Annotated in this window: 21 protein-coding genes; 13 read left to right on the top strand and 8 right to left on the bottom strand. The window is 66.5% G+C overall.

Annotated elements, in window-relative coordinates; genetic code table 11:
* Positions 1–202: 202 nt before the first annotated feature.
* Complete coding sequence (locus tag HBE63_RS30205) at positions 203–658, bottom strand: SRPBCC family protein (RefSeq protein WP_166908851.1); 456 nt, start codon at positions 656–658, stop codon at positions 203–205.
* A gap of 25 nt (positions 659–683) precedes the next feature.
* Positions 684–1,268: a TetR/AcrR family transcriptional regulator gene (locus HBE63_RS30200; protein ID WP_166908849.1), complete on the bottom strand. Its 585-nt coding sequence runs from the start codon at positions 1,266–1,268 to the stop codon at positions 684–686.
* A 21-nt stretch (positions 1,269–1,289) separates the two neighbouring features.
* Between HBE63_RS30200 and HBE63_RS30195 the strand changes: the two genes are divergently transcribed.
* The 3 genes from HBE63_RS30195 to HBE63_RS30185 are packed head-to-tail and all read left to right on the top strand — an operon-like array spanning position 1,290 to position 2,677.
* The gene (locus HBE63_RS30195) at positions 1,290–1,679 is read left to right on the top strand and encodes a hypothetical protein (protein WP_166908847.1); all 390 of its coding nucleotides are present in this window, start codon (positions 1,290–1,292) and stop codon (positions 1,677–1,679) included.
* Entirely contained in the window at positions 1,676–2,167 is a 492-nt protein-coding gene (locus HBE63_RS30190) for a hypothetical protein (RefSeq protein ID WP_166908845.1), read from the top strand. The genes HBE63_RS30195 and HBE63_RS30190 overlap by 4 nt, the downstream gene beginning before the upstream one ends.
* Before the next feature lie 60 nt (positions 2,168–2,227).
* The gene (locus tag HBE63_RS30185) at positions 2,228–2,677 is read left to right on the top strand and encodes a DUF1707 domain-containing protein (protein WP_166908843.1); all 450 of its coding nucleotides are present in this window, start codon (positions 2,228–2,230) and stop codon (positions 2,675–2,677) included.
* Here HBE63_RS30185 and HBE63_RS30180 read toward each other — a convergent pair.
* Positions 2,644–3,291 (bottom strand): response regulator transcription factor, encoded by a 648-nt coding sequence (locus HBE63_RS30180; RefSeq protein ID WP_166908841.1) that lies wholly within the window; start codon positions 3,289–3,291, stop codon positions 2,644–2,646. The two genes, HBE63_RS30185 and HBE63_RS30180, sit on opposite strands and share 34 nt — an antisense overlap.
* Positions 3,291–4,271 (bottom strand): histidine kinase, encoded by a 981-nt coding sequence (locus HBE63_RS30175; RefSeq protein WP_166908839.1) that lies wholly within the window; start codon positions 4,269–4,271, stop codon positions 3,291–3,293. Before HBE63_RS30175 ends, HBE63_RS30180 begins: the two co-directional genes overlap by 1 nt.
* 198 nt (positions 4,272–4,469) lie before the next feature.
* Here HBE63_RS30175 and HBE63_RS30170 point away from each other — a divergent pair, with 198 nt between their 5' ends.
* The 9 genes from HBE63_RS30170 (at position 4,470) to HBE63_RS30130 (ending at position 13,428) form a co-directional block, all read left to right on the top strand.
* Entirely contained in the window at positions 4,470–4,958 is a 489-nt protein-coding gene (locus HBE63_RS30170; protein WP_243858379.1) for a CBS domain-containing protein, read from the top strand.
* 11 nt (positions 4,959–4,969) lie between these two features.
* Complete coding sequence (locus HBE63_RS30165; protein ID WP_166908836.1) at positions 4,970–6,256, top strand: SLC13 family permease; 1,287 nt, start codon at positions 4,970–4,972, stop codon at positions 6,254–6,256.
* 126 nt (positions 6,257–6,382) lie between these two features.
* A complete protein-coding gene (locus HBE63_RS30160; protein ID WP_166908834.1) occupies positions 6,383–9,265 on the top strand; it encodes a Na+/H+ antiporter subunit A in 2,883 nt (960 codons plus the stop codon).
* Positions 9,262–9,741, top strand: a complete 480-nt coding sequence (locus HBE63_RS30155) for a Na(+)/H(+) antiporter subunit C (protein WP_166908832.1) — start codon at positions 9,262–9,264, stop codon at positions 9,739–9,741. The genes HBE63_RS30160 and HBE63_RS30155 overlap by 4 nt, the downstream gene beginning before the upstream one ends.
* Entirely contained in the window at positions 9,738–11,336 is a 1,599-nt protein-coding gene (locus tag HBE63_RS30150) for a Na+/H+ antiporter subunit D (RefSeq protein WP_166908830.1), read from the top strand. Before HBE63_RS30155 ends, HBE63_RS30150 begins: the two co-directional genes overlap by 4 nt.
* Entirely contained in the window at positions 11,333–11,875 is a 543-nt protein-coding gene (locus HBE63_RS30145; RefSeq protein WP_166908828.1) for a Na+/H+ antiporter subunit E, read from the top strand. Before HBE63_RS30150 ends, HBE63_RS30145 begins: the two co-directional genes overlap by 4 nt.
* Positions 11,872–12,159 carry a monovalent cation/H+ antiporter complex subunit F gene (locus HBE63_RS30140; RefSeq protein WP_166908826.1) on the top strand — a complete coding sequence of 96 codons (288 nt, stop codon included), beginning with the start codon at positions 11,872–11,874 and terminating at the stop codon, positions 12,157–12,159. The genes HBE63_RS30145 and HBE63_RS30140 overlap by 4 nt, the downstream gene beginning before the upstream one ends.
* A complete protein-coding gene (mnhG, locus tag HBE63_RS30135; protein ID WP_166908818.1) occupies positions 12,156–12,509 on the top strand; it encodes a monovalent cation/H(+) antiporter subunit G in 354 nt (117 codons plus the stop codon). The genes HBE63_RS30140 and mnhG overlap by 4 nt, the downstream gene beginning before the upstream one ends.
* On the top strand, positions 12,496–13,428 hold the full coding sequence (locus HBE63_RS30130; protein WP_166908816.1) for an SAM-dependent methyltransferase: 933 nt from the start codon (positions 12,496–12,498) through the stop codon (positions 13,426–13,428). Before mnhG ends, HBE63_RS30130 begins: the two co-directional genes overlap by 14 nt.
* Positions 13,429–13,508: 80 nt before the next feature.
* Here HBE63_RS30130 and HBE63_RS30125 read toward each other — a convergent pair whose 3' ends face one another.
* The 3 genes from HBE63_RS30125 to HBE63_RS30115 form a co-directional block, all read right to left on the bottom strand.
* The gene (locus tag HBE63_RS30125; protein ID WP_166908814.1) at positions 13,509–14,312 is read right to left on the bottom strand and encodes an alpha/beta fold hydrolase; all 804 of its coding nucleotides are present in this window, start codon (positions 14,310–14,312) and stop codon (positions 13,509–13,511) included.
* A gap of 34 nt (positions 14,313–14,346) precedes the next feature.
* Entirely contained in the window at positions 14,347–14,571 is a 225-nt protein-coding gene (locus HBE63_RS30120; RefSeq protein WP_243858378.1) for a hypothetical protein, read from the bottom strand.
* Between the two features lie 178 nt (positions 14,572–14,749).
* Entirely contained in the window at positions 14,750–15,376 is a 627-nt protein-coding gene (locus HBE63_RS30115) for an LON peptidase substrate-binding domain-containing protein (protein WP_166908813.1), read from the bottom strand.
* Positions 15,377–15,437: 61 nt separating this feature from the next.
* On the opposite strand from HBE63_RS30115, the gene HBE63_RS30110 reads away from it, so the two are divergent.
* Positions 15,438–16,439: an Lrp/AsnC family transcriptional regulator gene (locus HBE63_RS30110; protein WP_166908811.1), complete on the top strand. Its 1,002-nt coding sequence runs from the start codon at positions 15,438–15,440 to the stop codon at positions 16,437–16,439.
* Here HBE63_RS30110 and HBE63_RS30105 read toward each other — a convergent pair.
* On the bottom strand, positions 16,417–16,830 hold the full coding sequence (locus HBE63_RS30105; protein ID WP_166908809.1) for a hypothetical protein: 414 nt from the start codon (positions 16,828–16,830) through the stop codon (positions 16,417–16,419). The two genes, HBE63_RS30110 and HBE63_RS30105, sit on opposite strands and share 23 nt — an antisense overlap.
* Between the last annotated feature and the right edge of the window lie 11 nt (positions 16,831–16,841).

Raw genomic sequence — 16,841 nt, 5'->3', positions numbered from 1 at the left:
TCGGCCACCGCCAGAGAGCACTACTCGAAGTGCCCGCCTGCGCGCGACAATCGAGCGACAATCGCCTCCAGAACCACCTGCGTAACACCGCCCCCACGACCGCTAGTCGCATCCGGCTCGCTGACAGGCGGGCACGACGATACCCACTCGCCGAGCCGTGGCTATTGAGACTGCTGTGACAGCGAACCCGCTCTGACAGCTCCTATGTTTCGGCGAGCGCGGCCAATCGGTCGGTCGATGCCAAGAGTTTGTCCGCGGTGGTCGCACGTGCGCGAACCAGCCGCTTCGTATCGGTAAGCTGCGACCAGTCATAGGTGTGGGTCACCAGAGTTCGGTTGTCGCCCAACGGTTCCAGCTCCCAGCGCCAGAGGTGGCCGGGCGGTTCTTTGCCGACCTCCGATGGCCGCCAGGCGATACACCGGCTTTCCTCGAACTCCACGACGTGGTTCTCGCGGTCACCGCCCTGCGTGATCGTCATGACGAACACATCCCCGACCGCACGCACCCGCTGCCCGGACGCGGCCTGCGCCAGGTTCTCATTGCCATCCCAGCGTGGTTGCTGGAATGGGTCGGCGATCAGCTCGAAGATGACCTCCGCCGGTGCGGCGATCTCACGACTGGCTGCGACAACCCTTGACACGTCGGCCTTGTCATCCATAGGCCCGACCATACCCAAACCGGATTCACCGCGCGGTCAACAACTTCCGGATAGCATCGGCCAGGTCTTCCTCCATCCAGGGCGGCAGTTCGGCATCGTTGGCGTGACGTCGCACCATCGCATAGGGCAGATCGACGACGGCTCGCGACATGGCGTCCATCGTGCGGGCGTCGTCGTCGCCATAGATGCCGCGCGCCAACTCGCGTAACCGCTCGATGAGTGGCGCGTTCATCGCGGCCAGCGTCGCGGTGAACTCCGCATCCGGAGCACCGTCGAGCAGGTCGCTGGGCCGGATGGTCAGCAGCAACCGGGCGTCGTCGGGGACGTCGCGGGCGAAACCGACGGCAGCGACGCCCATCGCCGCCGCCGCCTCCACGGCGTTTCCCCCGGACGCCGCCATCGCACGGGACTGAAACCGCTCCAGTGCCCGCAGCCAGGCCGCGGTCAGCACTCCGTTGCGATTGCCGAACCGGTGATACAGCGTGCCCGCCGGCGCACCGCTGACCTTGGCAATTGCCGCAACACTTGCGGCCCTGGGCCCTTCGGCGAGCACCAGTGCCCGCGTCGCATCCAAAATCGCATCGGTTTCATGCTTCCGCGGAGGCGCCATGATCTAGTACAGTCCTTCTATATGGAACGTTTACCCTATATCGATGAGCATGCCATAACCCTCGACACTGACGCTGCCACGACATGGGCCGCCGTCCTGCGCACGCTGTGCGGCGATCCGGCCAAGCCTCGCGCCCCGTTCGGGTTCGCCATCGGCGAGTGCACGCCGCGCGAACGCCTGGTCCTCAAGGGCCGCCACCCCTTCTCGGTCTACAAGTGGGTCTTCGAGCTGGACGACCTGGGACCCCATCGCACCCGGGTGCGCTCGCAAACCTGGGCAGCCTTCCCAGGCATCCACGGAAAGATCTACCGCGCACTGGTGATCAGCTCCGGAGCCCACGCGGTGGCCGTGCGCCATGCGCTCAAACGCATTGCCGGACAGCTACGTCCACGGCCAGGCGTGGCGGCGTGATCCTGAACTGGGGCGCGACCGAAGATGAACGCGCGGTCACCCTCCCATGCGACGCACTATCCCCCACCACCGCGGTCTCGGCGGACCGCGCGATCACCATCGACGCACCAACGACGACCGTGTTCGGTTGGCTGTGCCAGCTGCGTGTCGCGCCCTACAGCTACGACCTTCTCGACAATTTCGGCCGGCACAGTCCGCGCACCCGGGACCCGGGACTCGCCCGGCTCGAGGTCGGTCAGCGCTTCATGCAGCTGTTCACCCTGCACTCGTTCACCGAGAATGAGCACGTCACATTGCAATCCGGGAAGGTCACCGTCACCTACGCGGTTCGGGATCACGCCAAGGGCAGCCGCCTGCACGTACGGGTGCGCTTCGGCGGTCCGCGGATCATCGGCTGGGCGTTGGCAGCGGGCGACGTCGTGATGATGCGCAAGCAGCTACTCACCGTGCGCGAGCTTGCCAGACAGGAAGCCGCATCAATATCTTGACGGTGACTAGTTCCGGTGGCATAGTCCAACTTGTCACTGACTAGATTCACGGGAGTTGACATGGCCGACACCGCCCTACACACCGTTGAAACCGCCCGCGCCGGCGACCGGGAGCGCGAACGGACCGCTAACGACCTCGGCCAGGCCCTCACCCAGGGCTACCTGACGATGCCCGAATACGAGGATCGGCTGCAGTCGACCTTCCAGGCGCAGACCGCAGACGAGCTGCGTCGACTCGTCGCCGATCTACCCGTCAGCCGGCTCCGGCGTCACGATCCCCGGCGTCACGCCGCCCAGCAGCGGGCCGCCCGGCTGAGCGTCAGGATCCACCTGGCCGCCTACCTCGCCGGCGCCCTGCTGATGCTCGGCATCTGGCTTGCCGTCGGGTTCGGCGGTGGCGGCTGGTACTTCTGGCCGGTCTGGCCGATCATGGGCTGGGGCATCGGCGTTGCGTCACATGCCATTCCGGTGTGGACTCACGGTTCGATGAGCCCGGCGCGGATCGCGTAGCGCGTCAGCGCCAGCCGATCTCGCAGGCCGAGTTTCGCCAGGATGTTGGTCCGGTGCCGGTCGACGGTCTTGGCGCTGATGGTCAGCGTCGCCGCGATCTCCCGGGTCGAGTAGCCCTCGGCGATCAGTTTGAGCACCTCCTCCTCCCGCGGTGTGAGGATGGTGTCCGGCAACTCACCGCCCTGACGTGACCGGTGCAGATAATCGCGGATCAGCGCCGTCACGGCGCCGGCGTACAGGAAGGGCTCGCCGCGCATGGTCGCCCGACAAGCCTCGAGCAGGTCGCGGTCGGCCACGGATTTCAGCACGTACCCCGATGCCCCGGCCTTGAGTGCCTCGAAAAAGTACTGCTCGTTGTCGTACATCGACAGGATCAGGATCCGCACGTGCGGGTGGGTTCGGTTGATCTCGCGCGCGGCCTGCAGCCCCGTCATCCGCGGCATCGCGATGTCCAGGATCGCCAGGTCCACCGGCGTCGTCTCCAGCGCCGCGAGTGCCTCGGCCCCGTCGGCAGCCTCGGCCACCACCTGCAGATCGGATTCGGCATCGATGATCATCCGCAGCCCGCTGCGCACCAGGGCGTGATCATCGGCGAGCAGGATGCGGGCCGGCATCAGATGCCCCGCAGCGGAATCACCAGCCGCACCTCGGTGCCGCCGCCCGGCGGCGAGCTGATGGTCAGCGCGGCGTTCACCAGCAGCGCCCGTTCGCGCATTCCATTGATGCCTGCACCTTCCCGCATCGTTTCGGTGGGGATGCCGCCGCGGCCGTCGTCGGCCACCCGCAGCGTGAGTTCGTCGTCTGCAATATGGAGGTCCACCCACACCTTGCGCGCCCCGGAGTGGCGCGCCACATTGGTCAGGCCTTCCTGGGCGATCCGGTAACAGACCAGCTCGACATCAGACTTGAGCCGGTCCTCTTGCAGTGCAATGTGTTTGACCACCGCAATACCGGATGCCTGGGCGAAGTCGTTGCAGAGGGCGTTCAGCGCACTGCGCAGTCCGAGGTCTTCCAATGCGTCCGGACGCAGCCGCCGGGCGATGTCCCGCACCTCGTCGAGACTGGATCGCACGATCTCCTGGGCATCGGCCAGTTCGGCGTGGATCGATTCCGGCGACCGGTCGACCGCCCGCTTCAGGGTGAGCAGTGCGACGGTCAGGGTCTGACCGATCTCGTCGTGCAGTTCTCGTGCGATGCGCTGGCGTTCGTTCTCCTGGGCCGCCAGCGCCGATGCGCTCGCGGTGGTCCGTTCGGTCTCCAACCGATCGAGCATCGCGTTGAACGACTCGATGAGGTGCTGCAGATCACCGCTGCCACGGTCGTCCACGCGGTCGCTGCGCTTGGGCGGATCGACTCGCCGCATTGACGCGGCGAGCCGATCCAATGGGGCAAGACTGGACCTCAAGAGCAGTGCGTTAGCAGTCAGGATAATCGCCAGACCTACGACCAAAACTGGGATTTCGGTGAGTTTTATCCGTGAAGACACCGAGGCCGGGGAAAGCGCGAGGATCAGCGTGCCCAGCGTGAAGATCAACCCGTTGATCAGGAACACCCGGCGGAACAACGCGGCCGCCGGGGTGCGCGCCGGTTTCACCCCTCCAGCCTGACCCGCGACCAGCGGTGTTGTCCATACAGGCTGTACCCCCCACGGAATGGGTGTCAGCCCCGATGGTCACCGACCACCGGGGCGCCCACACTGGCAGCCACCCCACCGGAGCCGAGGCGAAATCGGTCCGCCAGCTCGCACTGGCATTGCGCACAGCCGTCCCGAATTGATCGGAGAACGAGGACGATGACACTAGCGACGCATTGGAACGAGCTCATGCAGGCACATGAAATCGCCGCCCACCTGCCGACTGTGCGGATCGATGACCCGGTCTCGAAAGCCGTTCAGCTGATGGTGGTCAACCGGCTGCCCGGCCTGGTGGTGGTCGACGATGACGACCACCCGGTGGCAGTGCTACCGGGAACTCAGGTGCTGCGTTTGGCGATCCCCGAGTCCTACCAAGAAGATCCGGCGTTGGTCCGCACCGTCGACGAGATTCACGCCGACCTGTTCTGGCACGGGCCGGGCAAGCTCACCGTCGGCGACTGCCTGCCCGGACCCGCGACCAAGCCCGCGACCGTGACGCCCGACGCGACGCTGTTGGAGATCGCCACCGTGATGGCCAACAAGCGCAGTCCGCTGATCGCCGTCGTCGACCGCAGCGGCCGGCTCACCGGAGCAGTCACTCTCGAGCGGCTACTGACCAGCCTTGCGGTCGCCGGTCCCGGCGACTGACCCCCTGAGCCATGTTGGCTCCGGTCCTGGCGCTGACGATCTTCGTCGTCGCCTTCTGGTTCATCGCCACCGAACGAGCCGACAAGGTCAAGACTGTCCTGGTCGCCGCCGGCCTGATGGCCCTGCTCGGGCTGATCCCCGGCGCCGAGGTGTTCCATTCCGAGCACCAGGGCATCGACTGGAACGTCATCTTCCTGTTGCTCGGGATGATGGTGATCGTCGGCGTCATCAAGCAGACCGGGCTTTTCGATTTCCTCGCGATCTGGGCCGCCAAGCGTTCTCGCGGCAATCCGTTCCGGTTGATGGTCATGTTGATGGCGATCACCGCATTCGCCTCGCCGGTACTCGACAACGTTACGATCATCCTGCTGATCGCACCGGTGACCCTGGTGATCTGCGACCGGCTGCGCATCGCACCGCAGCCCTATCTGATCGCCGAGGTGCTGGCCTCCAACATCGGCGGCGCCGCCACCCTGATCGGGGATCCGCCCAACATCATCATCGGCAGTCGCGCCGGACTGACCTTCAACGACTTCCTGATCCACATGGCGCCGATCGTCATCATCATCTTTGCGTTGTTCGTCCTGTTCACCCGGGTGTTGTTCCGTTCGGACCTGCGCGCCGACGAGATGCACATCGAGGAAGTGATGGCCCTGCAGGAGCGTCGGGCGATCAAGGACCGAAGACTGCTGATCCGTTCGCTGCTGGTGCTCAACGTGGTGATCGTCGGGTTCGCGTTCCATTCGGTGTTGCACGTGGCTCCGTCGATCGTGGCGCTGCTGGGCGCCGGGGCGATGCTGCTGGTCACCGACATCGACGTGGCCGAGGTACTGCCCGAAGTGGAGTGGCCCACGCTGGTCTTCTTCATGGGCCTGTTCGTGATGGTCGCTGGATTGGTGCACACCGGCGTCATCGGCGCCCTTGGATCGGTGGCCGAGTCGGCGTTCGGCGACAACTGGTTCGGGGCGGCGACGGCACTGCTGTTCGGTTCGTCGGTGGTCGGCGCATTCGTCGACAACATCCCCTACACCGCGACGATGACGCCGGTGGTGGAGGACATGGTGGCCCAGGCTCCGGACGCGCAGACCGGCCAGGCGCTGTGGTGGGCGTTCGCACTCGGCGCCTGCTTCAGCGGCAACGGCACCGCCATTGCGGCCAGCGCCAATGTGGTGGCCATCGGCATCGCCAAGCGGGCCGGGCATCCGATCAGTTTCTGGCGGTTCACCCGCTACGGCATCGTGGTCACTGCTCTCAGCACGGCGCTGGCCTGGGTGTATATCTGGCTGCGGTACTTCTGAGTGCGCGCTGAGCCGGCCACAACGGCCCACGTAGAATGCGCAAAAGCCATAGCCACTCATGCCGATGCTCTTCGCGCAAGCGCTCATCGGTAGCCGACACCCCGACCCCAACCCGATCGGAGTGCCATGCTCGCCGTTCTGCTCGCCCACGCGGTCGCGACCGCGCTGGCGCCGCTTCTGGTGGCCAAATGGGGGCGGATGGCGTTTTACCCACTGGCCCTTGTGCCGCTGGGTTCGCTGGTCTGGGTCGCTCTGAACTGGCCCAACGATGATCGTGTTCCCACCCTGAACATCCCGTGGGTGGACGGGCTGTCGATGAACATCACGCTGCGGTTCGACTCTCTCGCGGCGATCATGAGCATGCTGGTGCTGGGCATCGGGGCGCTCGTGCTCTTCTACTGCGCCGAGTACTTCCACCACCACGACGGCAAGATCGAGAAACGGCTGCCCAGCTTCGCTGCCGAACTGGTCGCGTTCTCCGGGGCCATGTTCGGCCTGGTGATCAGCGACAACATGCTGATTCTCTACATCTTCTGGGAAACCACCACCGTGCTGTCGTTCCTGCTGGTCGGCCACTACGCCGAGCGGGCCACCAGTCGCCGGGCCGCCACCCAGGCCCTGTTGGTGACGACGTTCGGCGGTCTGGCCATGCTGGTCGGCATCGTCGTGCTGGGCAACATGGCCGGCACCTACCTGCTGTCCGAGTTGATCGCCGCGCCGCCGGGTGGCACGGCCGCCGCGGTGGGAGTGGCGCTGATCCTCGTCGGTGCCCTGTCGAAATCGGCCATCGTGCCTCTGCATTTCTGGCTGCCCGGCGCCATGGCCGCCCCCACGCCGGTGAGCGCCTATCTGCACGCCGCGGCGATGGTGAAGGCCGGTGTCTATCTGGTGGCCCGGATGACGCCCGGGTTCGCCGACACGTCGTTCTGGCGTCCCATGGTGGTCGGCCTCGGGCTGGTGACCATGCTGCTGGCGGGCTGGCGCGCGGTCCGCGAGTACGACCTCAAATTGATCCTGGCGTTCGGCACGGTGAGCCAGCTGGGCCTGATCACCGTGATGGTCGGCGCCGGCGGCAGCGACATGATGCTGGCCGGGCTAGCCATGTTGTGCGCGCACGCGATGTTCAAGGCGGCGCTGTTCATGGTCGTGGGCGTCATCGACCACGCCACCGGCACTCGCGACATCCGCCGGCTGGCCGGGCTGGGACGCCACCACAGACCGTTGTTCGCCATCGCCATCGGGGCCACCGCGAGCATGGCCGCCCTGCCGCCGTTCTTCGGGTTCGTCGCCAAGGAAGCCGATCTGGAGACGGTGGCGCACAGCCCTGCTCTCGGCTCCGCTGCGCCATATGTGTTGGCCTGCATCGTGATCGGCTCGGTATTCACCACCATCTACAGCCTGCGGTTCATGTGGGGCGCATTCGCCGGCAAGGGAATGTCGCAACCCAGCGCCCGGGTTGCCGATATGCACCGTCCCCCAGCGGCTTTCCTGGCCGCGCCGGCCGTCCTGGCCTCAGCGGGCCTGCTGTTCGGATTGTGGCCGGCCGGACTCGACTCGGCGCTCGACGAGTACGCCGACACCATGCCGGGCGGGTCCGGCTATCACCTGGCGTTGTGGCACGGCCTGGGCCTGCCGCTCTACTTGTCGGCACTGGTCCTGGCCGTCGGCACCGCGGCGTTCCTGGTCCGCCGCCGCCTGCCCCGCACCCGATTGGCCTACCAGCCGCTGGGCAACGCCGACCGCATCTACGACGCCACCATCCGCGGCCTGGACATTCTTTCACTGCGGCTCACCGGGTCGACCCAGCGCGGCTCGCTGCCTGCCACCCAGTCGGTGATCCTGTGCACGCTGGTGGCCCTGCCGATCGCGACACTGGCGCTCGGCGCCCGTGACCATCCAGATTTCGCACTGTGGGACTCGCCGCTACAGGTGGTGGTCGGGTTGCTGATGCTGGCCGCTGCGTTGGGCGCGGTCGTGATGCGCAACCGCCTGGCCGCGGTGCTACTGGTCGGCGTGACCGGCTACGGATGCGGCGCGATCTTCGCCTTCCACGGCGCACCCGATCTGGCGCTGACCCAATTCCTGGTGGAGACACTGGTTTTGGTGATCTTCGTGCTGGTGCTGCGCACCCTGCCGGCCGAGGCCGACGCCACCAACATCAACCGCAACCGGCTACCCCGCGCGCTGCTGGCCCTGGCTGTCGGCGCTGCCGTCACATCTTTGGCGGTGTACGCGATGGCGGCCCGCACCGGTGCAGGCGTTGCCGAGCTGCTGCCGGATGCCGCCTACTACCGCGGGCAGGGCGCCAACACCGTCAACGTGCTGCTGGTCGACATCCGGGCCTGGGACACCATGGGCGAGATCATGGTGCTGCTGGTGGCCGCGACCGGCGTGGCCTCACTGGTGTTCCGGCACCGCCGGTTCGGCGCGGCACCGCGGGTCAGCACGGCCGTCGGTCAGCCCGACATCGGACCGGTCGGCGCATACACCCCGGCCTTCGGCGACGTCACCTGGCTGCGGGGCTCGGAAATGCGCGATCCGCGGTATCGGTCGCTGGTGCTGGAAGTCGCCACCCGGATGATCTTCCCGCTCATCATGGTGCTGTCGGCCTATTTCTTCTTCGCCGGACACAACACCCCCGGCGGCGGATTCGCCGGCGGGCTCACCGCAGGCCTGGCGCTGGTGCTGCGATATCTGGCCGGCGGGCGTTACGAACTCGGCGAGACCCTGCCGCTGGATGCGGGCAAGATTCTGGGCACCGGGCTGGGGCTGTCCGCCGGGACGGCCGTCACCTCGATCCTGCTGGGCGCTCCCGCACTGTCTTCGGCGGTACTGGAGTTCGACCTTCCGCTGTTCGGCCACGTCAAGCTGGTGACCGCGCTGTTCTTCGACTTGGGCGTCTACCTGATCGTGGTCGGCCTGGTCCTCGACGTACTCCGCAGCCTCGGCGCGCGGGTGGACGTGGAAACGGCCGTCGGCCCCACAACCTCGAAGGCGGTGACGCGATGACGACCTACCTGATTCCGTTGATCCTCGTCGGCGGCCTGACCAGCGCCGGGGTGTATCTGCTGCTGGAACGCAACCTGACCCGAATGTTGTTGGGGCTGTTGCTGATCGGCAACGCGGTCAACCTGCTGATCCTGACTTCGGGAGGCCGAGGCGGCAATCCGCCGATCCGCGGACGCTCCAGCAACGGTGCGTCCACCACAGCCGATCCTCTGGCCCAGGGCATGATCCTGACCGCGATCGTCATCAGCATGGGCATCGCGGCGTTCGTCCTGGCGCTGGCCTACCGGTCCTATCGGTTGACCACGGTCGAAGAGGTCAGCAACGACCCCGAGGACACCCGTGTCTCGCAGCAGGCCGGCGCCGACGGGCTCGACGACACCGGCACGGCCGAGGAGATCCTGCAGCCCGACACCCGCCTCGACACCGACGCCCCCGACGAGCTCGATGCGCTACCCGGATTCGAAGGTTCCAAATGATCGCGCAAGCGCTGATCCCGCTGCCGGTGCTCATCCCGGCGCTGGCCGCGGCGATCACCCTGGTGGCCGGGCGCCGCCCGCAGCTCCAGCGGATCATCACCCAGGTCGCGCTGGTGGCGGTGGTCGGAGTGTGCGCAGCCCTGGTGTATCTGGCCGACCGGCACGGGACGCTGGTGCTGCACGTCGGCGGGTGGGGGCAGAGCGTGCCCGGGATGGGCCCGCTGGGCATCACCCTGGTCGTCGACCGGCTCTCCGCGCTGATGCTGGTGGTCTCGTCGATCGTGCTGCTGGCGGTCGTCGCCTACGCCATCGGGCAGGGTATCCGCGACGGCGACGAACGCCAGCCGGTGTCGATCTTCATGCCCACCTACCTGGTGCTCTCGGCCGGTGTGTGCACGGCATTCCTGGCCGGAGACCTGTTCAACCTGTTCGTCGGTTTCGAGGTACTGCTGTCGGCGAGCTTCGTGCTGTTGACCATCGGCGCCAGCGAGGAGCGGGTCCGGGCCGGCATCTCGTACGTGATGGTGTCGATGGTGTCGTCGCTGATCTTCCTGATCGGCATCGCCCTGATCTACGCCGCCACCGGAACCCTGAACCTGGCCGAGTTGGCTGTGCGCCTCGACGACGTGCCCGCCGGCACGCGCAACGCGTTGTTCGCGGTGCTGCTGGTGGCGTTCGGCATCAAGGCGGCGGTGTTCCCCTTGTCGACGTGGCTGCCGGATTCGTACCCGACCGCGCCGGCACCGGTCACCGCGGTGTTCGCCGGATTGCTGACGAAAGTCGGTGTGTACGCGATCATCCGGGCCCACGCATTGTTGTTCCCCGGCGGCAGCCTGGACTCGGTGTTGCTGGTGGCCGGGCTGCTCACGATGGTCATCGGCATCCTGGGTGCCATCGCGCAGAACGACATCAAGCGGTTGCTGTCGTTCACCCTCGTCAGCCACATCGGCTACATGGTGTTCGGTGTCGCGCTGGGCAACGAGCTGGGTATGTCCGGGGCCATCTACTACGTCGCCCACCACATCGTCGTACAGACCACGCTGTTTCTCGTGGTCGGATTGATCGAGCGGCAGGCCGGGGCCTCCACTCTGAACCGGCTCGGCGGACTGGCCGCCGCCAGTCCGGTGCTGGCCTTCGTATTCGTCGTTCCCGCACTCAATCTGGGTGGTATCCCGCCGTTCTCGGGCTTCATCGGAAAGGTGGCGCTGATGGAGGCCGGGGCCGAGAACGGGTCGGCGCTGGCCTGGATCCTGGTCGCCGGTGGCGTCGTCACCAGCCTGCTGACCCTGTATGTGGTGGCCAGGGTGTGGACGAAGGCGTTCTGGCGGGCCCGAGCCGACGCGCCCGAAGGCCACCTGTCCGGGCATGCTCCTGCGGTGCTACTCGACGATACCGAGGACATCGAGTTCGCCGACCGTGACAGCGTGGGACGGATGCCCGCAGGCATGCTGGTGCCGACCGCCGCATTGATCGGAGTGGGTTTGGCGTTGACGATCGCGGCCGGTCCGATCTTCGGCTATGCGGAACGCTCGGCCGCCGAGGTGCTCGACCGCGGGCAGTATGTCTCTGCGGTGCTGGGAGGAACGTCTCGATGAGGCACTTCGTGCTGCGGATCTGGCTGGTGTGTTTCCTGATTCTGGTCTGGGTTCTGTTGTGGGGGCACGCCACGGCCGGCAATGTGGCCAGTGGGCTGGCGGTCGCCCTCGTCATCACTGTGCTGCTGCCGATGCCGTCGGTGCCCGTCGAGGGCAAGCTCCATCCGCTGTCACTGCTGAAACTGATTGTGGTGGTCGGCTATTACCTGGTGTTGTCGTCGTTCCAGGTGGCCTGGATGGCGATCCGGCCCGGCCCGCCACCACTGGTCGCCGTGCTGCGCGCCAACCTGCCTGCCCTGAAATCAGATCTGGTGCTGGCCCTGGCCGTCAACATCTTCAACGTGATTCCCGGCACGATCGTGCTGGAGATCGATCAGGCCCGCCGCATTCTCTACATGCACGTCATCGACGTCGGCTCGGAGAGCACGGTGCAGCGGTTCTACCGCCAGGTCGACCAGATTCAGCGCCTGCTGGTGGCGGCCTTCGAGCGGGAAAGCGATTGGCAGCCGTCGGCCGAGCGGGAGGCGGGTCACCCATGATGACCATCTGGATCATCGCGGCGGTCATGCTGACTGCCGCGGCGGCGATCACCATGTTCCGGGTGTTGGCCGGGCCGAGCACCCTGGATCGACTGGTCGCGCTGGACACCCTGATCGCGGTGACGATGTGCGGTATCGGCACATGGGCAGCGTTCAGCCTCGACACGACCGTCACCTACAGCCTGACGGCGCTGGCATTGATCAGCTTCGTCGGCTCGGTCAGTGTGGCGCGATTCCGCGTGCGCGACATCGACGACCCCCGGCCCCGGCGGGTGCAGCGATGAACATCCTCGACATCCTGACCGCTGTACTGATTCTCAGTGGTTCGACACTGGCATTGACCGCGGCGATCGGCGTGGTCCGATTCCCCGACACGTTGTCACGCATGCATGCGGCCACCAAGCCGCAGGTACTCGGTCTGCTGCTGGTACTGGCGGGTGCGGCGATACGACTGCGCGGCCATGCCGATATCGGCATGGTCATCCTCACCGGGTTGTTCACCTTGATCACCGCGCCGGTGATCGCCAATCGCGTCGGGCAGTTGGCCTATCACGAGCAGAACATCCGCGATGACCTGCTGACCCGCGACGAGATGGCCGAATTCGTGGAGACTGACAGCGATGACCAGAACTGACGACGACAGCTGGGATATCACCGAGAGCGTGGGTGCCACCGCGCTCGGGGTGGCGATGGCTCGTGCCGACGAGACCACCGGGGACTCTCCGTTGTTCACCGACCCGTATGCCCAGATGTTCCTCGATGCCGCGGCCGCGCGGGGCTGGCGTCCACCCACCGGCGTGATGGCTCAACGGATCCGCGCCATCGGCAATTACGCCGCTTCCCGGACCAAGTGGTTCGACGAGTTCTTCGTCGCCGCAGGCGCAGCGGGTATCCGTCAGTCGGTGATCCTGGCGGCCGGCCTGGATGCCCGGGCCTGGCGGTTGCCTTGGATCCACGAGAGCGTGGTGTTCGAGATCGACCAACCGCAGGTGCTGCAGTTCAAGGAGGAAGTCCTGACGGCCCGCGGGGCAGTACCGAAGACCCGGTATGTCGCGGTGCCCGTCGATCTGCGTCAGGATTGGCCGAAAGCCTTGCGGGATGCGGGTTTCGACGCCACCCAACCGACGGCCTGGTCAGTCGAGGGGCTACTGCCCTACCTGCCCGCCGAGGCGCAGGACCTGCTGTTCGAGCGCATCACCGAACTGTCCGCGCGGGACAGCCGGATCGGGGTCGAGGCATTCAGTGCCGGGTTCTTCTCCGAGGAGCACCTGGCTCGTCGCCGTGAGCTCATCGAGAAGATGCGCGCCGAGGTCGTCGAAGCGGGCGAGGACACCGAGGACGGAGTGGACATGCCCGATCCCGCACAGCTGTGGTTCATCGAGGACCGCCCTCATGTGCCCGACTGGCTCGGTGAACACTGCTGGGACGTGGCGGCGCTGCCTGCCGACGATCTGATGGCGCGTTACCACCGGTCCCTGCCCGCCGACACCACCGAGGGCACCATGGCCACCGAATTCGTCGAGGGTGTTCTGACCGAGAAATATTCTGGGTGACGGAAATCCGGCGTTCACGTTCGTAACCTGGTGGCGGCCGAATCGCGAAATCTTCGCCATCCGGTTACAAACGCGGAGAGTCACACCGTTGCATAGAAATCCTGCAGTGCCTCGGCAACACGGTCGGGCACCACGGCGGTGGCGAAGTGGGACTGGTCGGGCCAAACCACTCGCCGCGCGCGGCGAAGTACCGCGGCCAAGCGCTCCATGCCCTCAGGCAGTGGCGGCCAACTCAGGCCGCCTTGCATGAGCAACACCGGCACGGTGATGGCCCCCCACCGGTCGACGTCACGACCGTCATGGGCCATCGCTTCCAGATCTGCCCCGGCAGACAGCGTAGTGATCCGGCCGATTTCTTCGCTTTCGGGCTCGAACGAGGCCGCCTCCACCAGTTCAGAAGGTACGCAGGCGACCTCGCGGGCGAAAAGGGCCACCGCATCCGCATAGCGGGCTTCGGTGCACAACCGCCGGTAGCGCTCCAGGACCGGCAACAGGTGCGCGCCGGACAACAACAAAGGCGGCTCGAACAGCGCCAGCGAAGCGATGTGATCGGTGTCGGCCAGCGCGGCATGAAGGGCCACCGTCGCCCCGTAGGAACCACCGACGATGTGCGCGCCCGCTCCGGACGCATCGGTCACCGACCTCAGCACGCACTTCAGATCCGCGGCCTCCACCGCAAAGCTGTTGGGCGAGGCGCCAACTGCGCTCGGCGGGTGGTTTCGGCGCGCATACCGCACGACCTGGAAACCAGTGACCCGTTGAGCGACGTCGGCCCAGGAATCCAGACCCCCGTTGGACCCGTGCACGAAAACCACCGGAGGTCCGGTTCCCGTCGTCTCCAACGCCAGATCGGTACCGTCGGGGGCTGTCAGCACAGAAGCCATGCCCTGAGTATTCCGGGCCTAGCCCCAAAAGCTGCTACTTGTGCGGTGCCTTGACCGTCGGCGCAGCGAATGAGATCTCGGGCACTGTCGGCGGCGGCTTCACGGTCGTGGTGCTGCTGAACTTCGTCGCCAACGACTCGGTCGGCCCCGGCGTGGCTGCATCGATGACGGCTACCCCGCCCAGCACCGCCATGGCGCCCATTCCGGTCACGGCTGCCAACATCTTCAGCCGGTGGCGCGGCATTTCCTGTGGGTGCATCGAACTCTCCTCAACTCTCCCGAAGCGTGGTTGCCACGCCGATGCCACACAGTGACAGGGCTTCGACGAGAAATCGCTGATAAAGATCGCCGTGATCGTGGGCCACGGCCTTCCTGGCGAAGCCCGGCCGACGACACCCCGGAGACAGCACCCTCATCGCGTGTCCAATTCTGCTCCGCTACTCCGAAAGCTGGAACTCCACCATTGCGGTGACGGATTCCACGGCATCGCTGAGCACCTCGACGCGGGCGGCCTCCGACGGTGCGGCCAACAGTGAATAGCGGTCGGCCTGCCCCATGGGTAGCCGAGCCGCCAAGGCGTACAAGCGGTTCTCCGGGTCGACGCCGGCGGACTCCACGATCTCGCGGCTGCGGATCGGTGTGCCACGAGCCTCGCCGATCCGGTCGAGCAACGACACCATCCGGTCTTCGACGTCGCTGATGCGGGCGGTGTCCGCCGGGTCGCCCGGTTCGTCGGGCCAGAGTTCGATCTCGGCGCGCGGATACGGATCGTCGTCGAGCCAGCGCTGCACCCGAATTCGCTCACCCATCACACACAACAGCCGGTACTTGCCGACCCCGAACTCCTGGCAGTCCACTATCAAGGCCCGCGCCCCGACGTCGCATCGACGGTCACCGCCGCCCACCTCGCGACCGGCCGAGATCAGCACCGCCCCGAAAGACGGCTCCGACATGGCCATACAGTCGCCCACCATCGCCACATAGCGGGGTTCGAAGATCCGCAGCGGCAGTTCCTGACCTGGCAGCATCGCCACTTCGAGGGGAAACATCGGTGAGACCGTCATGGGGCCAGAATCGTCCTCGCCTCCGGTTTGGTCAATGCGCACGAGCCGGTAGCCTCGGGTGATGCCACGGTCAGCGGAGCTTGAGACGGCCCGCACGCTGCTGTCCGATCCGGGCTACACCGACCTCGACGCGGTCGACCGCCAGTTGATCGAACTGTTACAGGCCGACGGCCGCATCCCCTACGCAGAGTTGGGCCGTCGGGCAGACATCACGGAAAAGACTGCGCGCCGCCGTGTTTCGCGGTTGTTGAGCGAGGGGTACATGACCATCGCCGCCGTCACCGATCCGGCCGTCCTCGGGTTCGGCGCGCTGGGTCTGGCCCTGCTGACCGTCGATGGATCGCGTACCCCGGTCGAGCTGGCCGCGGAGATCGCCCACCTGCCCCAGGCTGATTACGTGACGGCGACGACGGGGCCGTACGGGGTGGTGCTGGAGCTGGTCTGCACCGACGCCCGGGAACTTCACGATGTGGCCTTCGGCCGGATCGCGACGCTGCCGGGGGTGCGCTCGGTGGAGCTGCTCCCCTACCTGCGGCTGCACTATCAGCAGGCCCGGCTGTCCGGTGCGCTCGCGGGTGGTGCCGTGCGGCCGCGTCCGCTCGATGACATCGACCGGGCGATCCTCACCCGGCTCGCCGTCGACGGCCGTGCGGCATTCCGCGACTTCGCTTCAGCCCTGGGCTTATCCGAGACCACCATCCGGTCGCGCTACAGCCGGATGGTGGACACGGGCGCGGCCCGGGTGATGTGTATCGCCAACCCGCTGCGCCTCGGTTACCGCCACAGCAGCTGGGTGGCGATCCGCACCGACGGCCGGGCCGGCGCCCAGAAGGTCGCCGAGGCGCTGACCCGCGTGGAGACGGTGTCGTATGTGGCGCTGACCGCCGGGCGTTGGGATGTCCTGGCCGAGGTGGTGACCGCCCGCGACGAGGATCTGCTGAACGTGCTCGATGAGAGCATCCGCGGCCTGGACGGTGTCACCGCGATGCAGGCCTGGCCTTATATCTCGGTGCACTACAAGGCAATTCATCCCAGAGATGTCAGCCCGGCACCTTTTTGTTGATTGCGTCGACCACAGTCGAATCGCGGTCGGCCAACACGCACATGGCTCCGATGAACGATGTCCACAGGAACGGATTCTTCTTCATTCCCGCATAGCCGTTCTCCACCAGCAGCTCGACCATCCCGAGTTGGGTCGCCTCGTTCATCGAGGAGTACTCCCGGCAGGTGGTCGACATCCCGTTGGGCGGCGGGGTGCTGGCCCCGCTGCTGGTCCCGGGACGCGGGACGACCGGGGTCGAGGGCGCCGCTGTGTTGGTGGGGCGGCGCTTGGTGGTCGTCGTGGTGGAGATGCCGGTCTGATCGGGATCGCCCATCGGCGTTCCGGCGGTGACGGTGCTGCAGCCCGAGAGTGCGAAGCCCGCCACGACAATCCCCGCCACGATCCGCCGCATAGCCCTCATCC

The organism is Mycobacterium sp. DL440 (assembly GCF_011745145.1).
Lineage (GTDB): Bacteria > Actinomycetota > Actinomycetes > Mycobacteriales > Mycobacteriaceae > Mycobacterium.
Note: the sequence above shows the minus strand (reverse complement) of the source record. Positions and strands in the feature narration are given on the sequence as shown.